The sequence below is a fragment of the Burkholderia territorii genome (assembly GCF_902833055.1).
Taxonomy (GTDB): Bacteria; Pseudomonadota; Gammaproteobacteria; order Burkholderiales; family Burkholderiaceae; genus Burkholderia; species Burkholderia territorii.
The window spans coordinates 83,277-98,263 of the sequence record NZ_CADFEJ010000011.1; the positions used below are offsets into that span (position 1 = coordinate 83,277).

14 protein-coding genes are annotated in these 14,987 nt (G+C 66.2%); 3 read left to right on the forward strand and 11 right to left on the reverse strand.

The annotated features are described in order from the left end of the window. Nucleotides 1-23: 23 nt before the first annotated feature. From earP to HW466_RS19400, 3 genes are all read left to right on the forward strand, one after another. The gene (gene earP, locus HW466_RS19390) at nucleotides 24-1,211 is read left to right on the forward strand and encodes an elongation factor P maturation arginine rhamnosyltransferase EarP (protein WP_174905762.1); all 1,188 of its coding nucleotides are present in this window, start codon (nucleotides 24-26) and stop codon (nucleotides 1,209-1,211) included. A 139-nt stretch (nucleotides 1,212-1,350) separates the two neighbouring features. After that, nucleotides 1,351-1,908, forward strand: coding sequence for an elongation factor P (gene efp, locus HW466_RS19395; RefSeq protein WP_034206788.1), 558 nt, complete (start codon nucleotides 1,351-1,353; stop codon nucleotides 1,906-1,908). Between the two features lie 277 nt (nucleotides 1,909-2,185). Then, entirely contained in the window at nucleotides 2,186-3,571 is a 1,386-nt protein-coding gene (locus HW466_RS19400; RefSeq protein ID WP_059447976.1) for a sigma-54-dependent transcriptional regulator, read from the forward strand. Nucleotides 3,572-3,732: 161 nt separating this feature from the next. Here HW466_RS19400 and nagZ read toward each other — a convergent pair whose 3' ends face one another. The 11 genes from nagZ to HW466_RS19455 form a co-directional block, all read right to left on the reverse strand. Beyond that, nucleotides 3,733-4,761 (reverse strand): beta-N-acetylhexosaminidase, encoded by a 1,029-nt coding sequence (gene nagZ / locus HW466_RS19405; protein ID WP_151005877.1) that lies wholly within the window; start codon nucleotides 4,759-4,761, stop codon nucleotides 3,733-3,735. Between the two features lie 16 nt (nucleotides 4,762-4,777). Then, nucleotides 4,778-5,218 (reverse strand): holo-ACP synthase, encoded by a 441-nt coding sequence (gene acpS / locus HW466_RS19410; protein ID WP_060347930.1) that lies wholly within the window; start codon nucleotides 5,216-5,218, stop codon nucleotides 4,778-4,780. A gap of 69 nt (nucleotides 5,219-5,287) precedes the next feature. Then, complete coding sequence (gene pdxJ / locus HW466_RS19415; RefSeq protein ID WP_151005875.1) at nucleotides 5,288-6,064, reverse strand: pyridoxine 5'-phosphate synthase; 777 nt, start codon at nucleotides 6,062-6,064, stop codon at nucleotides 5,288-5,290. Next, nucleotides 6,061-6,900, reverse strand: a complete 840-nt coding sequence (gene recO / locus HW466_RS19420) for a DNA repair protein RecO (RefSeq protein WP_059447972.1) — start codon at nucleotides 6,898-6,900, stop codon at nucleotides 6,061-6,063. The genes pdxJ and recO overlap by 4 nt, the downstream gene beginning before the upstream one ends. Next, nucleotides 6,887-7,786, reverse strand: a complete 900-nt coding sequence (gene era / locus HW466_RS19425) for a GTPase Era (RefSeq protein ID WP_041490532.1) — start codon at nucleotides 7,784-7,786, stop codon at nucleotides 6,887-6,889. The genes recO and era overlap by 14 nt, the downstream gene beginning before the upstream one ends. A gap of 60 nt (nucleotides 7,787-7,846) precedes the next feature. Next, complete coding sequence (gene rnc / locus HW466_RS19430) at nucleotides 7,847-9,091, reverse strand: ribonuclease III (protein ID WP_174905763.1); 1,245 nt, start codon at nucleotides 9,089-9,091, stop codon at nucleotides 7,847-7,849. Nucleotides 9,092-9,244: 153 nt separating this feature from the next. Then, nucleotides 9,245-10,138 (reverse strand): signal peptidase I, encoded by an 894-nt coding sequence (gene lepB, locus HW466_RS19435; RefSeq protein WP_151005831.1) that lies wholly within the window; start codon nucleotides 10,136-10,138, stop codon nucleotides 9,245-9,247. 16 nt (nucleotides 10,139-10,154) lie between these two features. Next, nucleotides 10,155-11,948, reverse strand: a complete 1,794-nt coding sequence (gene lepA / locus HW466_RS19440; RefSeq protein WP_059447969.1) for a translation elongation factor 4 — start codon at nucleotides 11,946-11,948, stop codon at nucleotides 10,155-10,157. A gap of 222 nt (nucleotides 11,949-12,170) precedes the next feature. Next, entirely contained in the window at nucleotides 12,171-12,407 is a 237-nt protein-coding gene (locus HW466_RS19445) for a glutaredoxin family protein (RefSeq protein ID WP_059447968.1), read from the reverse strand. Between the two features lie 7 nt (nucleotides 12,408-12,414). Continuing rightward, the gene (locus tag HW466_RS19450) at nucleotides 12,415-13,914 is read right to left on the reverse strand and encodes a DegQ family serine endoprotease (protein WP_059447967.1); all 1,500 of its coding nucleotides are present in this window, start codon (nucleotides 13,912-13,914) and stop codon (nucleotides 12,415-12,417) included. 16 nt (nucleotides 13,915-13,930) lie between these two features. Beyond that, the gene (locus HW466_RS19455; protein WP_151005833.1) at nucleotides 13,931-14,983 is read right to left on the reverse strand and encodes a MucB/RseB C-terminal domain-containing protein; all 1,053 of its coding nucleotides are present in this window, start codon (nucleotides 14,981-14,983) and stop codon (nucleotides 13,931-13,933) included. Between the last annotated feature and the right edge of the window lie 4 nt (nucleotides 14,984-14,987).

The following is a 14,987-nucleotide window of genomic DNA, read 5'->3' on the forward strand; positions in this document are numbered from 1 at the left end:
AGAGCATTCACCGGCCCGCTTCGATGCCCCGCACTGCCCCCGCCTCCCCTGCACCGCTCGCCCCCGACGAACCGATCGCGTGCGACCTCTTCTGCACCGTGATCGACAACTTCGGCGACATCGGCGTGTGCTGGCGCCTCGCGCGCCAGCTTTCGCACGAGCACGGCTGGCAGGTACGCCTTTTCATCGACGACCTGCGCACGTTCGCGCGACTGTTGCCGGCGGTCGATCCCGGTGCCGCGCGGCAGACGCTCGACGGCATCGTGATCGAACACTGGCACGCGGAAGTCGGCGATGCGCTGGAGATTGCCGACGTCGTGATCGAGGCGTTCGCGTGCGAGCTGCCGGGCGCGTATCTCGCGGCGATGGCGCGCCGCGCGCGCCGCCCCGTGTGGATCAATCTCGAATATCTGAGCGCCGAGGACTGGGTCGCCGATTTCCATTTGCGACCGTCGCCGCATCCGCGCTACCCGCTGCTGAAGACGTTCTTCTTCCCCGGGCTGTCGGCCGGCACCGGCGGCGTGCTGAAGGAACGCGACCTCGACGCGCGCCGCACGGCCTTCGAAACCGACGCGACCGCGCGCGCCGCCTGGTGGCGGCAGGCGACGGCCGATGCGCCGCCGGCGCCGGGCACGACCGTCGTCAGTCTCTTCGCTTATGAAAATCCGGCCGTCGAAGCGCTGCTCGCGCAGTGGCGCGACGGCCCGTCGCCTGTCGTCGCGCTCGTACCTGCCGGCCGCGTATCGCCGGCCGTCGCCCGTTTCTTCGGGGTCGAAGCGTTCGGCGCCGGCGCGCGCGCGCGCGCCGGCAACCTGACCGCTTACGGGCTCGCGTTCGTCCCGCAGGCCGAATATGACCCGCTGCTGTGGGTGGCCGACGTCAACTTCGTGCGCGGCGAGGATTCGTTCGTCCGCGCGCAATGGGCGCGCAAGCCATTCGTGTGGCACATCTATCCGCAGGCCGACGATGCCCACCTGCCGAAGCTCGACGCCGCGCTCGCGCACCTGTCGGCCGGCCTCGCCGACGCGCCGCGGGCGGCGCTCGCGCGCTTCTGGCACGCATGGAACGGCCGCGGCACGCCCGACTGGGCAGATTTGCTGCAACACCGTGCCGCGCTGGACGCCAACGCGGCATGCTGGGCCGACGCGCTGGCGGGCGTCGGCGATCTCGCCGGAAAGCTGGCGGAATACGCAAAATCTCAGTTAAAATAAGCGGTTATCCGACGGCTGACCACGCAAGCGCTCGCGTTCAGGGCACCTGGCACCCACCGGAACGCCCCCGCGCTTGCGCCGTCAGCCGTTGTGCAACGCTCAGGCACCTATTTATTTGATTGGATCAGGACAGTTTTTTATGAAGACCGCACAGGAACTCCGCGTAGGCAACGTCGTGCAGATCGGCAGCGACGCATGGGTCATCGCAAAGACGGAATACAACAAGTCGGGCCGTAACGCCGCCGTCGTCAAGATGAAGATGAAGAACCTGCTGACGAACGCAGGCCAGGAATCGGTCTACAAGGCTGACGACAAGTTCGACGTCGTCGTGCTCGACCGCAAGGAAGTGACGTACTCGTACTTCGCAGATCCGATGTACGTGTTCATGGATGCCGACTACAACCAGTACGAAGTCGAAGCGGAAATGATGGGCGAAGCGCTGAACTACCTCGAAGACGGCATGGCTTGCGAAGTCGTGTTCTACAACGAGAAGGCGATCTCGGTCGAACTGCCGACGATCCTGGTTCGCGAGATCACCTACACGGAACCGGCCGTCAAGGGCGACACGTCGTCGGGCAAGGTCCTGAAGAACGCCAAGCTCGCAACGGGCTTCGAACTGCAAGTGCCGCTGTTCTGCAATACCGGCGACAAGATCGAAATCGATACGCGTACGAACGAATATCGCAGCCGCGCGTAATCGCCTGCGATTTGCGGATCGAACAAAGCGCCCTTCGGGGCGCTTTTTGTTTGCCTGCGGCCAACAGCGCCGGTGTGCCGCCACCATGAACAACACAAAATCCAGCACTAAAGGTATTCAATTTGTATCATCGGTAACTGTTTTATATCGGCAGAGAAATAATGCACGTCAGGCGTTCGGCGGGGCATAAAATCAGTTTTTAATCTGACACTGACATGCGGCTGCGGCGGGCTCGATGGCCGACAGCCCGCCTCTCCTGACTCGACTCGCGTCCACCATGCCACACGCCCTGATTGTCGAAGACGATCCCAACAGTCTGTCCGGCCTGACCGCCCTGCTCGCCGCGGACGGCTTCTCGGTCGACACGGCCACGTCGCTCGCCGAAGCGCGCACGGCGCTCGGCCGCTCGATTCCCGATGTCGTCCTGGTCGACCTGAACCTGCCGGACGGCAGTGGATTCGACCTGCTCCAGCATCTGCCGCAGCAGCAGCCGAACGGCTCGCTGCCGGTGATCGTGTTGACGGGCAACGCGACGGTCGAAAGCGCGATCGAAGGCCTGCGTCACGGCATCTGGGACTACCTGCTGAAGCCGATCAACATCCCGCGCCTGCGCAGCCTGCTGGCCCGGATTCCACGTCCTTACGAACTGATCGATCAAGTGCGGACGCTGCGCGCGTCGCTGCGCCAACTGGGCCGTTTCGGCGCACTGGTGGGCCGCAGCGAGGCGATGCAGCACGTGTACGACATGATCGAGCACAATGCCGGCACCGAGACGGCCGTCCTGTTCACCGGCGAAGCCGGCACCGGCAAGAAACTCGCCGCGCGCACGCTGCACGACCTGAGCCGGCGCCGCAAGGGGCCGTTCGTGTCGTTCGACTGCCGCACGATCGCGCATGCCGGGCGCCACGGCGCGTCGCTCGACAGCGTGCTGTTCGGCCATGAACGCGGCGCGTTCGACGGCGCCGAGCGGCGCGAATCGGGCCTGTTCGAACAGGCCGGCGGCGGCACGCTGTTCCTCGACGAGATCACCGCGCTGCCGCTCGTGCTGCAGGAGGCACTGCTGCATGCGCTCGATTCGCAGAACTTCATGCGCATCGGCGGTACGAGCTCGATTGCGAGCGACTTCCGGCTGATCGCGACCACGCGCCGCCCGGCCCGCGAGGCCGTCGCGAACGGCACGCTGCGCGAGGATCTGTGGCTGCGCCTCGATGCGGCATCGATCACGATGCCGCCGCTGCGCGAGCGCGACGGCGACGCGCTCGCCATCGCGGACGCGCTCATTGACGAACTCAACCGCGAAGCGCGCGCCACCGGCCGCAGCACGACCGACAAGCGGGCGGCACCGGGCTTCGTGCGCGAATGCCTGTCCTACGAATGGCCCGGCAACGTGCGCGAATTGCAGGAGCGCGTGCGTTTCGCCTACGACGCGTCAGGCGATTTCGTCGAAACGCTGCGCGCGGGCGAAGCGAGCTTCGCGGCCGGCGCCGCGTTGAACGGCAGCAGCGTGCAGATCAAGGTCGGCACGCCGCTGTCCGACGTCGAGGACCTCCTGATCCGCGCGACGCTCGACGCAGTCGGCGGCACGCGCCATCGAGCCGCGACGCTGCTCGGCATCAGCCCCAAGACGCTGTACAACAAACTGCAGCGGATGAAGGTGAACTGACCGCCGCAGTTGTTCGGGGCATCGGCGAGATTTGACGGTTAGTTGCGTAAAGTCACGTCGCGTCGCTCCGCACTGCACCGATGAAAAAACAAAAAGCCGCGCAGAAGCGCGGCTTCTTGTTTAAGGCCCCGGGAACGGCGACATCGAGCCGCCCTTCTCCCTCAAGCCAGTGCGCTGCGCAGCAGTGCCTGCGCCTGCAGATACTCGGGTTGCACGATCAGCTTGTCCCACTTGAGCGGCTTGCCGCGCGCCCGCATCCGCTTGATGCGCCGCACCGAATCGGCCGACGCCTGTGCCTTCAACCCGTTCAGCACGACCTCGGCGGCGTCCGGCTGGTTGCACACCAGGACCATGTCGCAGCCGGCGGCGAGTGCTGCGTCGGCCGCTTGCGTGAGCGTGCCGCCTTCGCGCGCCGCCTCCATCGACAGATCGTCGCTGAAGATCGCGCCGGTGAAGCCGAGCCGTCCGCGCAGGATGTCCTGCAGCCACACGCGCGAGAAGCCCGCGGGCCGCTTGTCGACCTGCGTGTAGATCACGTGCGCGGGGATCACCGCGGACAGCGACAGGCCAAGCCAGTCATACGGCGCGACGTCCTGTTCGAGGATCGCGTCGAGCGGCCGGTCGTCGGTCGGCAGTGCGACGTGCGAATCGGCTTCCGCGAAGCCATGCCCGGGAAAATGCTTGCCGCAGTTCGCCATGCCTGCGAGCGACAGCCCGTGGTTCAGGCTTTTCGCGAGCAGCGTGACGACGCGCGGGTCGCGGTGAAACGCGCGATCGCCGATCACCTTCGAGTGCCCGTAGTCGAGATCGAGCACCGGCGTGAAGCTCATGTCGATCCCGCATGCGCGCAACTCGGCGGCCAGGATGTAGCCGACAGCAGTCGCGACTTTCGTCGCGAGCAGCACGTCGCGGTCCCACAGCTCGCCGAGACGGCGCATCGCCGGCAGCACGGTGAAGCCGTCGGTGCGGAAGCGCTGCACGCGGCCGCCTTCATGATCGACGGCGATCAGGATGTCGTCGCGCACCGCGCGGATCGAATCGGTCAGCGCGGTCAGTTGCGCGCGGTTCTGGAAATGCCGCGCGAACAGGATCACGCCGCCGGTATTCGGATGCGCGAGGCGGCGCGCGTCATCGCGCGACAGGGCCGTGCCGACGACGTCGAGCATGACCGGGCCGGGAGTCGTTTTCATCGAATCGGGAAGTCCGTCAGGGAGTGGTTCGGGAAACAGCTGCGGGTGCAGGCGGCGGCGCGGCATCGGTCTCGGCGACCACGAACGACACCGCGTAGTCGCGTTCGTCGCTGACCGTCACGCGCGCCGTGATGCCGCGCGCGGAAAGCCAGTCGGCCAGCTCGCCCGACGCGACGACGTACGGTTCGCCGCTGCGCTGGTTGAGCGTCTGCAGCGCGCGCCATGTCATCGGCCAGTGCATGCCGAGCCCGATCGCCTTCGAGAACGCTTCCTTCGCGGAAAAGCGCGTCGCGAGAAACGCGATGCCGCGCGCCTCCGAGCGCGCACGGCGCGCATGGAACACGCGCAGTTCGTCGGGGCCGAGCACCTTTTCGGCGAACCGGCCGCCCGTGCGTTCGAGCACGGCCGCGATGCGGCTCACCTGCACGATGTCGGTGCCGATGCCGTAGATCGCCATTTCACCGCCCGCCGTGATGCGCGAACGGTGCCGGGCAGCAAGCGACGCACGCGCGCATGCCACGCATCGTCAACGCGCGCCGCCGTGCAGCGCGGCGACGCGTGCGGCGACCATGATCGCCTTCATCTCGCGCACCGCGTTGTCCCAGCCGGCGAAGATCGCGTGCGCGACGATCGCATGGCCGATGTTCAGCTCGACGATGCCGTCGATCGCGGCGATCTGCTGCACGTTCGTGTAATGCAGGCCGTGGCCGGCGTTGACCTTCAGGCCCAGTTGCGCACCCGCCTGCACGCCCGCGACGATGCGCTCGTATTCGCGCTGCTGCTCGGCCCCGTCGTGCGCATCGGCATAGCGTCCGGTGTGCAGTTCGACCACCGGCGCGCCGGCTTCGTGCGCGGCGCGGATCTGCGTCTCGTCCGGATCGATGAACAGCGACACGCGCACGCCGGCGTCGGCGAGTTGCCTGCATGCCGCGCGCACGGCCTCGAAGCGGCCGGCCACGTCGAGACCGCCTTCGGTCGTCAGCTCCTCGCGCTTCTCGGGCACGAGGCACGCGTCGTGCGGGCGCACTTCGCATGCGATGTCGAGCATCTCGGCCGTCACCGCGCATTCGAGGTTCATCCGCGTCTTCAGCAGCGGACGCAGCTTGCGCACGTCGGCGTCGACGATGTGGCGGCGGTCTTCGCGCAGATGCAGCGTGATCGCATCCGCGCCGGCCTCTTCTGCGGCGAGCGCCGCGCGGATCGGATCGGGATAGGTCGTGCCGCGCGCATTGCGCAGCGTCGCGACGTGGTCGATGTTCACGCCAAGATCGATGGCGGTGGGCGTTGTCAGGAAGAAACTCATAGGTTTTGCAGGTCGATCAGGATCTGACGCGTGGCAAGCGGCGTACCGCCGAGATAGGTGTTCAGCAGGAAGCGCATCAGCGTCTTGCTTTGCGCGACCGTCTGGGCTCGATGGTAATCGTCCTGCTCCATGTCGAGCAACGTTTGTCCGGTAATCACCGGCCAGTGCGACGGTACGTCGTCGTCCGCATTGCGCACGCCGCGCTCGGGATCGAACACGTAATGGCGATCCGGCTCGACCGCACGGCGCGCGACCGTGCGGTTCAGCGCCATCGCATAGCCGGTCTCGCGCAGCAGCACACGCTCGAACGAACGCAGCACCTGCACCGCGGGTTCGCCGTGCGCAAGGCGCGTGAGCGTCAGCACGTAATGATTGAAGAGCGGCGGCTGCGGATCCTCGCGCGCGCAGAATTTCACGAGCAGCTCGTTCGCGTAGAAGCCGCATAGAAGCCCATCGCCGCCGAGCGGGAGCATCCCGCCGACCCATTCGGCACCCGTCAGCGTGCGTACTTCGGATTTGCCCGACCAGGACAGCAGCAGCGGCTGGAACGTCTGCAGCACGCCGCGCAGCGCGGAGTGCGGGCGTTTCGCCCCCTTCGCGACGAGCGCAAGGCGGCCGTGATCGCGCGTGAGCACGTCGATGATCAGGCTCGTTTCCCGATACGGATAGCTGTGCAGCACGAACGCCGGCTGCTCGGAGACGCGGAAATCGGACGTGCGAGACGTTGCGCGCCGCGCCTTGCGACGCGGCGGTTCGGGCGGTGCCGGCAACGGCGCGTCGTTCGCGCCGGCGGTCACCGCGTCTTCGGTCGACGTCAGTGCGTCATTCGTACCCATAGGCGCGCAGCCCTGCCTCGTTGTCGGCCCAGCCGCTCTTCACCTTCACGAAGGTTTCGAGGTACACGGGGCCGTCGAACAGCTTCTCCATGTCCATCCGCGCCTCGGTGCTGATCTGCTTGAGCTTCTCGCCCTTCTTGCCGATCACCATCGCCTTGTGCGAATCGCGCTCGACGAGGATCGTCGCGAAGATACGCTTCAGACGCCCTTCCTCCTCGAACTTGTCGATCAGCACGGTGCTCGTGTACGGCAGCTCGTCGCCGGTCCAGCGGAACACTTTCTCGCGCAGGATTTCGGCCGCGAGGAAACGCGAGCTGCGATCGGTCAGTTCGTCTTCGCCGTAGATCGGCTCGCCTTCCGGCAGGTACGGCTTGATCGTGTCCAGCAGGCGCTTGATGTCTTCCGGCCGCTGTGCCGACAACGGCACGAGCTCGGTGAATTCGCGCAACCCGCTCATCTGCTGCATGAACGGGAACAGCGTCGCCTTGTCGGCGACGCGATCGATCTTGTTCGCGATCAGCAGCGTCGGCATGCCGGGCGGGATCAGGTCGAGCACCTTCTGGTCGTCGGGCCCGAAGCGGCCGGCCTCGATCACGAACAGGATCACGTCGACCGACGTGAGCGTCGACGTGACCGCGCGGTTCAGCGAGCGGTTCAGCGCGGTGCTGTGACGAGTCTGGAACCCGGGCGTGTCGACGAACACGAATTGCGCGTCGTCGAACGTGTTGATGCCGGTGATGCGATGGCGGGTCGTTTGCGCCTTGCGCGACGTGATGCTGATCTTCTGGCCGACGAGTGCGTTCATCAACGTCGACTTGCCGACGTTCGGACGGCCCACGATCGCGATCATGCCGCAACGGAAACCGGTAGGAGCGGGAGTGTTCATATCGTTTGGGAGACAGGTTCGGAAACGGCCGCGCAGCGCGCGGCACGATCGATGGGCAATTCAGTGATCGGCATCGGCCACGCGCGCCTGCGCGGCAGTGAGGCTCGCGCCGCCCTGCGGCGCGTCGGCGCCGGGCGCCGCTGTGTCGCGCGCGCGCGATGTCGCGCGTGAAGCGGCGTCGGAACCGGCGGCAGGCTTGTCGGCGGACGCGGCAGGATCGACCGCCTGGCCCGCCTGCTTGTCGGCTGCACGGGGCGTGGCTTCCGCGGGCTTGTCGGCGCGGTCGCCCGGCTTGTCCGCCGCGCGCGAGCCGGCTTCGTTGCGATCCGATGGCTTCTCTGGCGCCTTCTCGGCCGTCGGCTTCGCGGGCCGGTCGGCCTTGTCCGCGCCCGTTTCCACATGCGCCGCGCGAATCGCGGCCATCGGCGCCTGCGTCACCCGCTCGCCCGCGTTCGCACCGGCGTCGGCCGCGGCCGTCGCCTTCGCGTCACGCGCCGCGGCGCGCTCCTTCCGTTCCGGCGAACGCAGATCGAGCGCTTCCTGCACGCCCTTCACGCCCGGCACGATTTCGGGCTCGGCGTGCTTCGACCCGCGTGCGTTCTTCGAACGCTTCGGCTTCGCGGCCAGCATCGGGGCGGCCGCCAGCACCTCGTCGAGCGCCTTCTTCGCGGCAGCCTGCTCGGCCGCGCGCCGGCTCGCGCCGGAGCCCGACACCTTCACGTCGAGCTTCGGCACCGTGCATTCGACTTCGAACTGCTGATTGTGCGCCGCACCATGCGTCGCGACGACCGTGTAGGTCGGCAGCGCGATCTTGTGCCCCTGCAGGTACTCCTGCAGCAGCGTCTTCGCATCCTTGCCGAGCGTGCGCGGGTCGATGTGGTCGAGAATCGGGATATAGAGGCGCTTGATGACCCCTTGGGCGGCTTCGAAGCCGCCATCGAGGAATACCGCCCCGATGATGGCTTCGAACGCGTCCGCGAGGATCGACGGGCGACGGAAGCCGCCGCTGCGCAATTCGCCCTCGCCCAGCCGCAATCCTTCCGAAATATTGAGGGCCTGAGCGATTTCGTAGAGCGACTGCTGCTTGACGAGATTGGCGCGCACGCGCGACAGGTCGCCTTCGTCCAGCTTGCTGAAACGCTGGAACAAAAGGGCAGCCACCGCGCAATTCAGAACGGAATCGCCGAGAAACTCGAGCCGTTCATTATGCGTGGCACTGTGACTGCGATGGGTCAAAGCCTGGCGCAACAATTCCGCATTGCGAAATTCGTAGCGCAGCCGGCTTTCCAACTGGGATAGGGGCATGTGCAGGAGTATAACGCGGGCGCCGGTCGGGCCGAAACGGCACGGCCGGACGCGAAAAGGCGTGACGAGGCGGTGTTACCGCCGGTTCTTAAAGTAGTTCTGCAATACGCGACGCGGCCCGTGCGTCGCGTATTGCGTGCGAGTCGAACGCGATCAGTTGAAGGAACCGATGCGCTTCAGGTCGCCGAAGTTCATCCAGATGAAGAACGCGCGGCCGACGATGTTGTTGTCCGGCACGAAACCCCAGTAGCGGCTGTCCGCGCTGTTGTCGCGGTTGTCGCCCATCATGAAGTAGTGGCCCGGCGGCACCTTGCAGATCACGCCGCGGCTGTTGTACGTGCAGTTGTCGCGATACGGATAATCGTAGGCGCCCATCACGAACGGCGGCACGGCCGGATTGTTGAGGATCGCGTTCTTCTTCGTGCCGATCGTCTCCTCGAACTGCTTCGCGTAGTTCTGGCGCTCGTCGTCGAAGAAATCCGGCAGCGGCGTTTCGGGCACCGGTTGGCCGTTGATCGTCAGTTGCTTGTCCTGGTAGGCGACCGTGTCGCCCGGCAGGCCGATCACGCGCTTGATGTAGTCGACCGACTCGTCCTTCGGATAGCGGAACACGACGACGTCGCCGCGCGACAGCGGGCTGCCCTGCGTGATCTTCGTGTTCGTGACCGGCATGCGCAGGCCGTACTCGAACTTGTTGACGAGGATGAAGTCGCCGACCAGCAGCGTCGGCACCATCGAGCCCGACGGGATCTTGAACGGCTCGACGACGAACGAACGCACGACGAACACGGCCAGGATCACCGGGAAGAAGCTCGCGGTGTACTCGAGCCACCACGGCTGGCGCAGCTTCTCGTCGCGCAGCTTCGAACGCGTCTGCCCTGCGTTTTCGTCCGCGAAACGCTTGTCGATACGCGACTGCTGGCGGTCGAACTCCTCGATCGCCGCGTCGGCCGCCTTGCGTCGCCGCGGCAGGAACACCAGTTTGTCCAACACCCACGCTACGCCCGTCACGACGACGAGCACAAAAAGAATCAGCGCAAAATTCATAAAAGGATCAGTCCTGTTATTTGTCTTCGACGCGCAAGATCGCGAGGAACGCTTCCTGCGGGATCTCGACCGAACCCACCTGCTTCATGCGTTTCTTACCTTCTTTCTGCTTCTCGAGCAGTTTCTTCTTTCGCGTGATGTCGCCGCCGTAGCACTTCGCGAGCACGTTCTTGCGCAGTGCCTTGATGTTCTCGCGCGCGACGATGTGCGCGCCGATCGCGGCCTGGATCGCCACGTCGTACATCTGGCGCGGAATGATCTCGCGCATCTTCGCGGCGACTTCGCGGCCGCGATACTGCGACTGCGAGCGGTGCACGATGATCGACAGCGCATCGACCTTGTCGCCGTTGATCAGCATGTCGACCTTCACCACGTCCGACGTGCGGTATTCCTTGAACTCGTAATCCATCGACGCATAACCGCGCGACACCGACTTCAGGCGATCGAAGAAGTCGAGCACGATTTCGGCCATCGGGATTTCGTACGTGAGCTGCACTTGCCGACCGTGATACTGCATGTTGATCTGCGAGCCGCGCTTCTGCTCGCACAGCGTGATCACGGAGCCGACGTAGTCCTGCGGCATGTACAGGTTCACGGTGACGATCGGCTCGCGGATCTCGGCGATGCGCGCGGGCTCCGGCATCTTCGCCGGGTTCTCGACCATGATCGTCGAACCGTCGCTCTGCACCACCTCATAGACGACCGTGGGTGCGGTCGTGATGAGATCCATGTCGAACTCGCGCTCGAGCCGCTCCTGCACGATTTCCATGTGCAGCAGCCCGAGGAAGCCGCAGCGGAAACCGAAGCCGAGCGCCTGCGACACTTCCGGCTCGTACTGCAGCGATGCGTCGTTCAGCTTGAGCTTCTCGAGCGACTCGCGCAGCGCGTCGTACTGGTTCGCCTCGACCGGATAGAGGCCCGCGAACACCTGCGGCTTCACTTCCTTGAAGCCAGGCAGCGGCTCGGTGGCGGCCTTGGTCGCGTGCGTGACGGTATCGCCGACCTTCGCGGCCGTCAGTTCCTTGATGCCGGCGATGATGAAGCCCACCTGCCCGGCCGACAGCGATTCGAGATTGCGCGACTTCGGCGTAAACACGCCGATATGCTCGACCGGGTATTGCGCGCCCGTCGCCATCAGCTTGATCTTGTCCTTCGGGCGCAGCGTGCCGTTGACGATTCGCACGAGCATCACGACGCCGACGTAGTTGTCGAACCACGAGTCGATGATCAACGCCTGCAGCGGCGCGGCCGGATCGCCCTTCGGCGGCGGCACCTTCGCGATCAACGCTTCGAGCACGTCCTCGACGCCGAGACCCGTCTTCGCGCTGCAGCGCGTCGCGTCGGTCGCGTCGATGCCGATCACGTCCTCGATCTCCTCGATCGCGTTCTCGGGGTTCGCGGCCGGCAGGTCGATCTTGTTCAGCACCGGCACGACCTCGACGCCGAGCTCGATCGCCGTGTAGCAGTTCGCGACCGTCTGCGCCTCGACGCCCTGGCTCGCGTCGACCACGAGCAGCGCGCCTTCGCACGCGGACAGCGAGCGGCTGACTTCGTACGAGAAGTCGACGTGCCCCGGCGTATCGATCAGGTTGAGGTTGTAGACCTTGCCGTCGCGGGCGCGATAGGACAGTGCTGCCGTCTGCGCCTTGATCGTGATGCCGCGTTCGCGCTCGATATCCATCGAATCGAGCACCTGCGCTTCCATTTCACGGTCGGCGAGGCCGCCGCATACCTGGATGATGCGATCCGCGAGCGTCGACTTGCCATGGTCGATGTGCGCGATGATCGAGAAATTGCGAATATGATCCATTCAGTGCCGATCAAGCGAAAAAGGCGCGCTCGACGACTGCGGAGCACGCCTTGTAAGTCGGTGAAAAAACGGCTTATTTTAGCCGAAAAGGCCTTTGCCGGGCGGTAATTTGGGGCGCCTGGTCGAGCACGCCCGGTCAGGGCGCCGTGCCGCCGACCTCGGCGGGCAGGCTCGTCACCGCAACCGGTCGCCCGGACGGCGCGGCCGGCCACGGGGCCAGGTTCAGCGGCGCGCCGTCAGCGCACCGCGCACCCTCGTCTCGTCGAACCGGTGGCGGCACACTTCCGTGCCGTCCAGCAGCAGAACCGGCACGTCCTCGTCGTAACGGGCAACGAGCGCCGGATCGGCATCGATGTCGACGTAGTCGACGGCAATGCCGAATTCGGCCGCCACCGGTGCCAGCGCGTCGCGCATGTCGTCGCACAGGTGGCACCAGCCGCGGCCGTAGAGCGTGAACATCGGCGCGTTACTTCTGGACCGGGCGCGGGCGCACCGGCACGAACTGCGTGTTGTCGCCGCGCCGCACGAGCACCGCGACCGCCTTCTGCGGATCGAGCTGCGCGGTCACGTCGGCGAACTGCTTCGCGCTCGTGATGTCGGTGTCGCCAACGCGCAGCACGATGTCGCCGCGCTGCAGGCCGGCGCGGGCCGCCGGACCGTCGACGCCGTCGATCTGCACGCCGTTCTTCAGCTTCAGCGACTTCATCTGGTCGGCCGAAAGGTCACTGACCGTCAAGCCGAGTGAATTGGCCTGGCGCGGCTTCTGCGGCACATTCTTGCGCTGCTCGGCCTTCGCCGTCGTCTCCGCCGGCGTCTCGGCGATCGTGATCGGCACCTCGCGCGCCTGGCCCTTGCGCCACACGCTGACGGTCGCCTTCGTCCCCGGCTTGGTGTCGCCCACCATGCGCGGCAGGTCCGACGCCGCATCGACCGGCCGGCCGTTGAACTTCAGGATGATGTCGCCCGGCTGGATGCCCGCCTTGTCGGCCGGACCGCCCGGCTCGACGCTGCTGACGAGCGCGCCTTCCGCCTTCGGCAGCCCGATCGAGTCGGCCACGTCCTTCGTCACCTCGCCGATTGCCACCGCGATGCGGCCGCGCGTGACCTTGCCGGTCGCCTTCAGCTGGTCTGCCACGCGCATCGCCTCGTCGATCGGGATCGCGAACGAAATGCCCATGAAACCGCCGGTGCGGCTGTAGATCTGCGAGTTGATGCCGATCACCTCGCCCTGCATGTTGATCAGCGGGCCGCCCGAGTTGCCGGGGTTGACCGCGACGTCGGTCTGGATGAACGGCAGGTAATCGCCCGTGTTGCGGCTCTTCGAGCTCACGATGCCGGCCGTCACGGTGTTGTCGAGGCCGAACGGCGAACCGATCGCGACGACCCACTCGCCGACGCGCACCTTGTTCGAATCGCCGATCGCGACGACCGGCAGATTCGATGCCTGGATCTTGACGACCGCGACGTCCGTGCGGTCATCCACGCCGACCAGCTTGGCCTTGAATTCCCGCTTGTCGGTCAGCGTCACGTAGATGGTGTCCGCGTCGTCGACGACGTGCGCGTTGGTCATCACGTAGCCGTCCGCCGAAACGATGAAGCCCGAACCGACGCCGCGGTTCTGCTCGGTGTCGGGCGGGTTGTCCGGCGCCGGCGCGTTCTTCGGGTTGCCGTTGCCGCCACCGTTGCCGGGCGCCTGCGGCAGCGGAATGCCGAAGAAGCGGCGGAAGAATTCCGACATGTCGCCGTTGTCGAAGCCCGGCGGCAGCACGCCGCGCGGCCCGGGCGTCGGCACGTTCGCGGTGGTCCGGATGTTCACGACGGCCGGCCCGACCTTCTCGACCAGATCGGCGAAGTCGGGCAGGCTGGCAGCGGGAGGCGTGACAGCCGCCGCGGGTTGCGGGACGAGCGGCAGGCAGGCACACAGCGCCGCCGCCGCGAGCACTTTGCGCAGCGTGAGTTTCGTCATGTCGGAAGCCGTAGCGTTACTTGGAAGCCTTGTATTCTATGGCAGACGCGAACTGCCGCAACGTGGCCGGCGGCACTTCGCCGAGCACGGTGATCCAGTAGTCGCCGCGACGCTTCACGAGAACGTGGGTCGCGCCCGTGCTGCCCGCGCCTTCCTTGCGCGTGTTCTTTTCGGCCGGCTCGATGAAGACGGAGATCGTCGCGAGGCCGTCGGTGAACACCGCCTGATCGACCGGAATCGGCGGATCGCCCGCGTCGCGCGCGGCCATCGGCCGGCGCACCTCGCGAATCTTCCGGAACCCGGCGATGGTCGGTGCGATCTGCCAGCCCTGCGCTTCCATGTCGACCGCCGCGACCGGCGGGCGAACGACCGTCCAGCCGTTCAGGTTGCGCATGCCGGCCGCGATCGCCGATTTGTCGCCTGCCGTGCCGCCCGTCTGGATTTGCGAAAACGCGACCTGCTCGAGCACGTGATCGCTCGCATCGAGCGTCTGCGAACGCAGCAGCAGCCCGGTGCGGGTATCGGCCCACAGCTTGTACGTGAACCGGTACGCATCCTTCGGCACGAGCTCGACCACTTGCGCGTCGACCCCGGCCACGCGGTCCTTGCCGAGCAGCTTCGCGTCATAAACGGACATCACCTGCTCGCCGCCCGCGCCGAGCAACGCAGGGAACGAATCGCGCGTCTGGCGGCGCTCGACCACGCACAACTTGCGCTCCGGAACGAACGTGTACAACTCGTCGTTGTGCCGCAGAACCTTGCGCGGCTTGCCGTCGAGCGACTCGATCCGCTCGAACTCGCCGTCGCGGGACGCCACGTGCGCGATACGCGACGACTGGACATAGCCGCCGCGCTGGTAAACGAACGTACCCTCGTAGCTCTGCTGCTGGGCCGCCTGCTGGATGCGATCGAGCCAGTCCGCCGCACCCTTGCGGGTCGCGACGGGATCGTCCGGTTGCTGCGCGCTGGCTGGGAGGGATTGAACGGACAACAGGGCGGCTGCGCAAAGCAGGAGGGCCGGCAGCCGCTTCCATCCGGAGATGGCGTGATTCAACTGCAATGTCCGCATCGGG

What these genes read in the sequence shown, in the direction of transcription:
- pdxJ (WP_151005875.1), bottom strand. Translation starts at nt 6,064, where the DNA reads ATGAGTTTCTTCCTGACAACGCCCACCGCCATCGATCTTGGCGTGAAC.
- HW466_RS19455 (WP_151005833.1), bottom strand. Translation starts at nt 14,983, where the DNA reads ATGCGGACATTGCAGTTGAATCACGCCATCTCCGGATGGAAGCGGCTG.
- lepB (WP_151005831.1), bottom strand. Translation starts at nt 10,138, where the DNA reads ATGAATTTTGCGCTGATTCTTTTTGTGCTCGTCGTCGTGACGGGCGTA.
- recO (WP_059447972.1), bottom strand. Translation starts at nt 6,900, where the DNA reads ATGGGTACGAATGACGCACTGACGTCGACCGAAGACGCGGTGACCGCC.
- HW466_RS19445 (WP_059447968.1), bottom strand. Translation starts at nt 12,407, where the DNA reads ATGTTCACGCTCTACGGCCGCGGCTGGTGCCACCTGTGCGACGACATG.
- nagZ (WP_151005877.1), bottom strand. Translation starts at nt 4,761, where the DNA reads ATGAAAACGACTCCCGGCCCGGTCATGCTCGACGTCGTCGGCACGGCC.
- rnc (WP_174905763.1), bottom strand. Translation starts at nt 9,091, where the DNA reads ATGCCCCTATCCCAGTTGGAAAGCCGGCTGCGCTACGAATTTCGCAAT.
- era (WP_041490532.1), bottom strand. Translation starts at nt 7,786, where the DNA reads ATGAACACTCCCGCTCCTACCGGTTTCCGTTGCGGCATGATCGCGATC.
- HW466_RS19450 (WP_059447967.1), bottom strand. Translation starts at nt 13,914, where the DNA reads ATGACGAAACTCACGCTGCGCAAAGTGCTCGCGGCGGCGGCGCTGTGT.
- acpS (WP_060347930.1), bottom strand. Translation starts at nt 5,218, where the DNA reads ATGGCGATCTACGGCATCGGCACCGACATCGTGCAGGTGAGCCGCATC.
- earP (WP_174905762.1), top strand. Translation starts at nt 24, where the DNA reads ATGCCCCGCACTGCCCCCGCCTCCCCTGCACCGCTCGCCCCCGACGAA.
- lepA (WP_059447969.1), bottom strand. Translation starts at nt 11,948, where the DNA reads ATGGATCATATTCGCAATTTCTCGATCATCGCGCACATCGACCATGGC.
- efp (WP_034206788.1), top strand. Translation starts at nt 1,351, where the DNA reads ATGAAGACCGCACAGGAACTCCGCGTAGGCAACGTCGTGCAGATCGGC.
- HW466_RS19400 (WP_059447976.1), top strand. Translation starts at nt 2,186, where the DNA reads ATGCCACACGCCCTGATTGTCGAAGACGATCCCAACAGTCTGTCCGGC.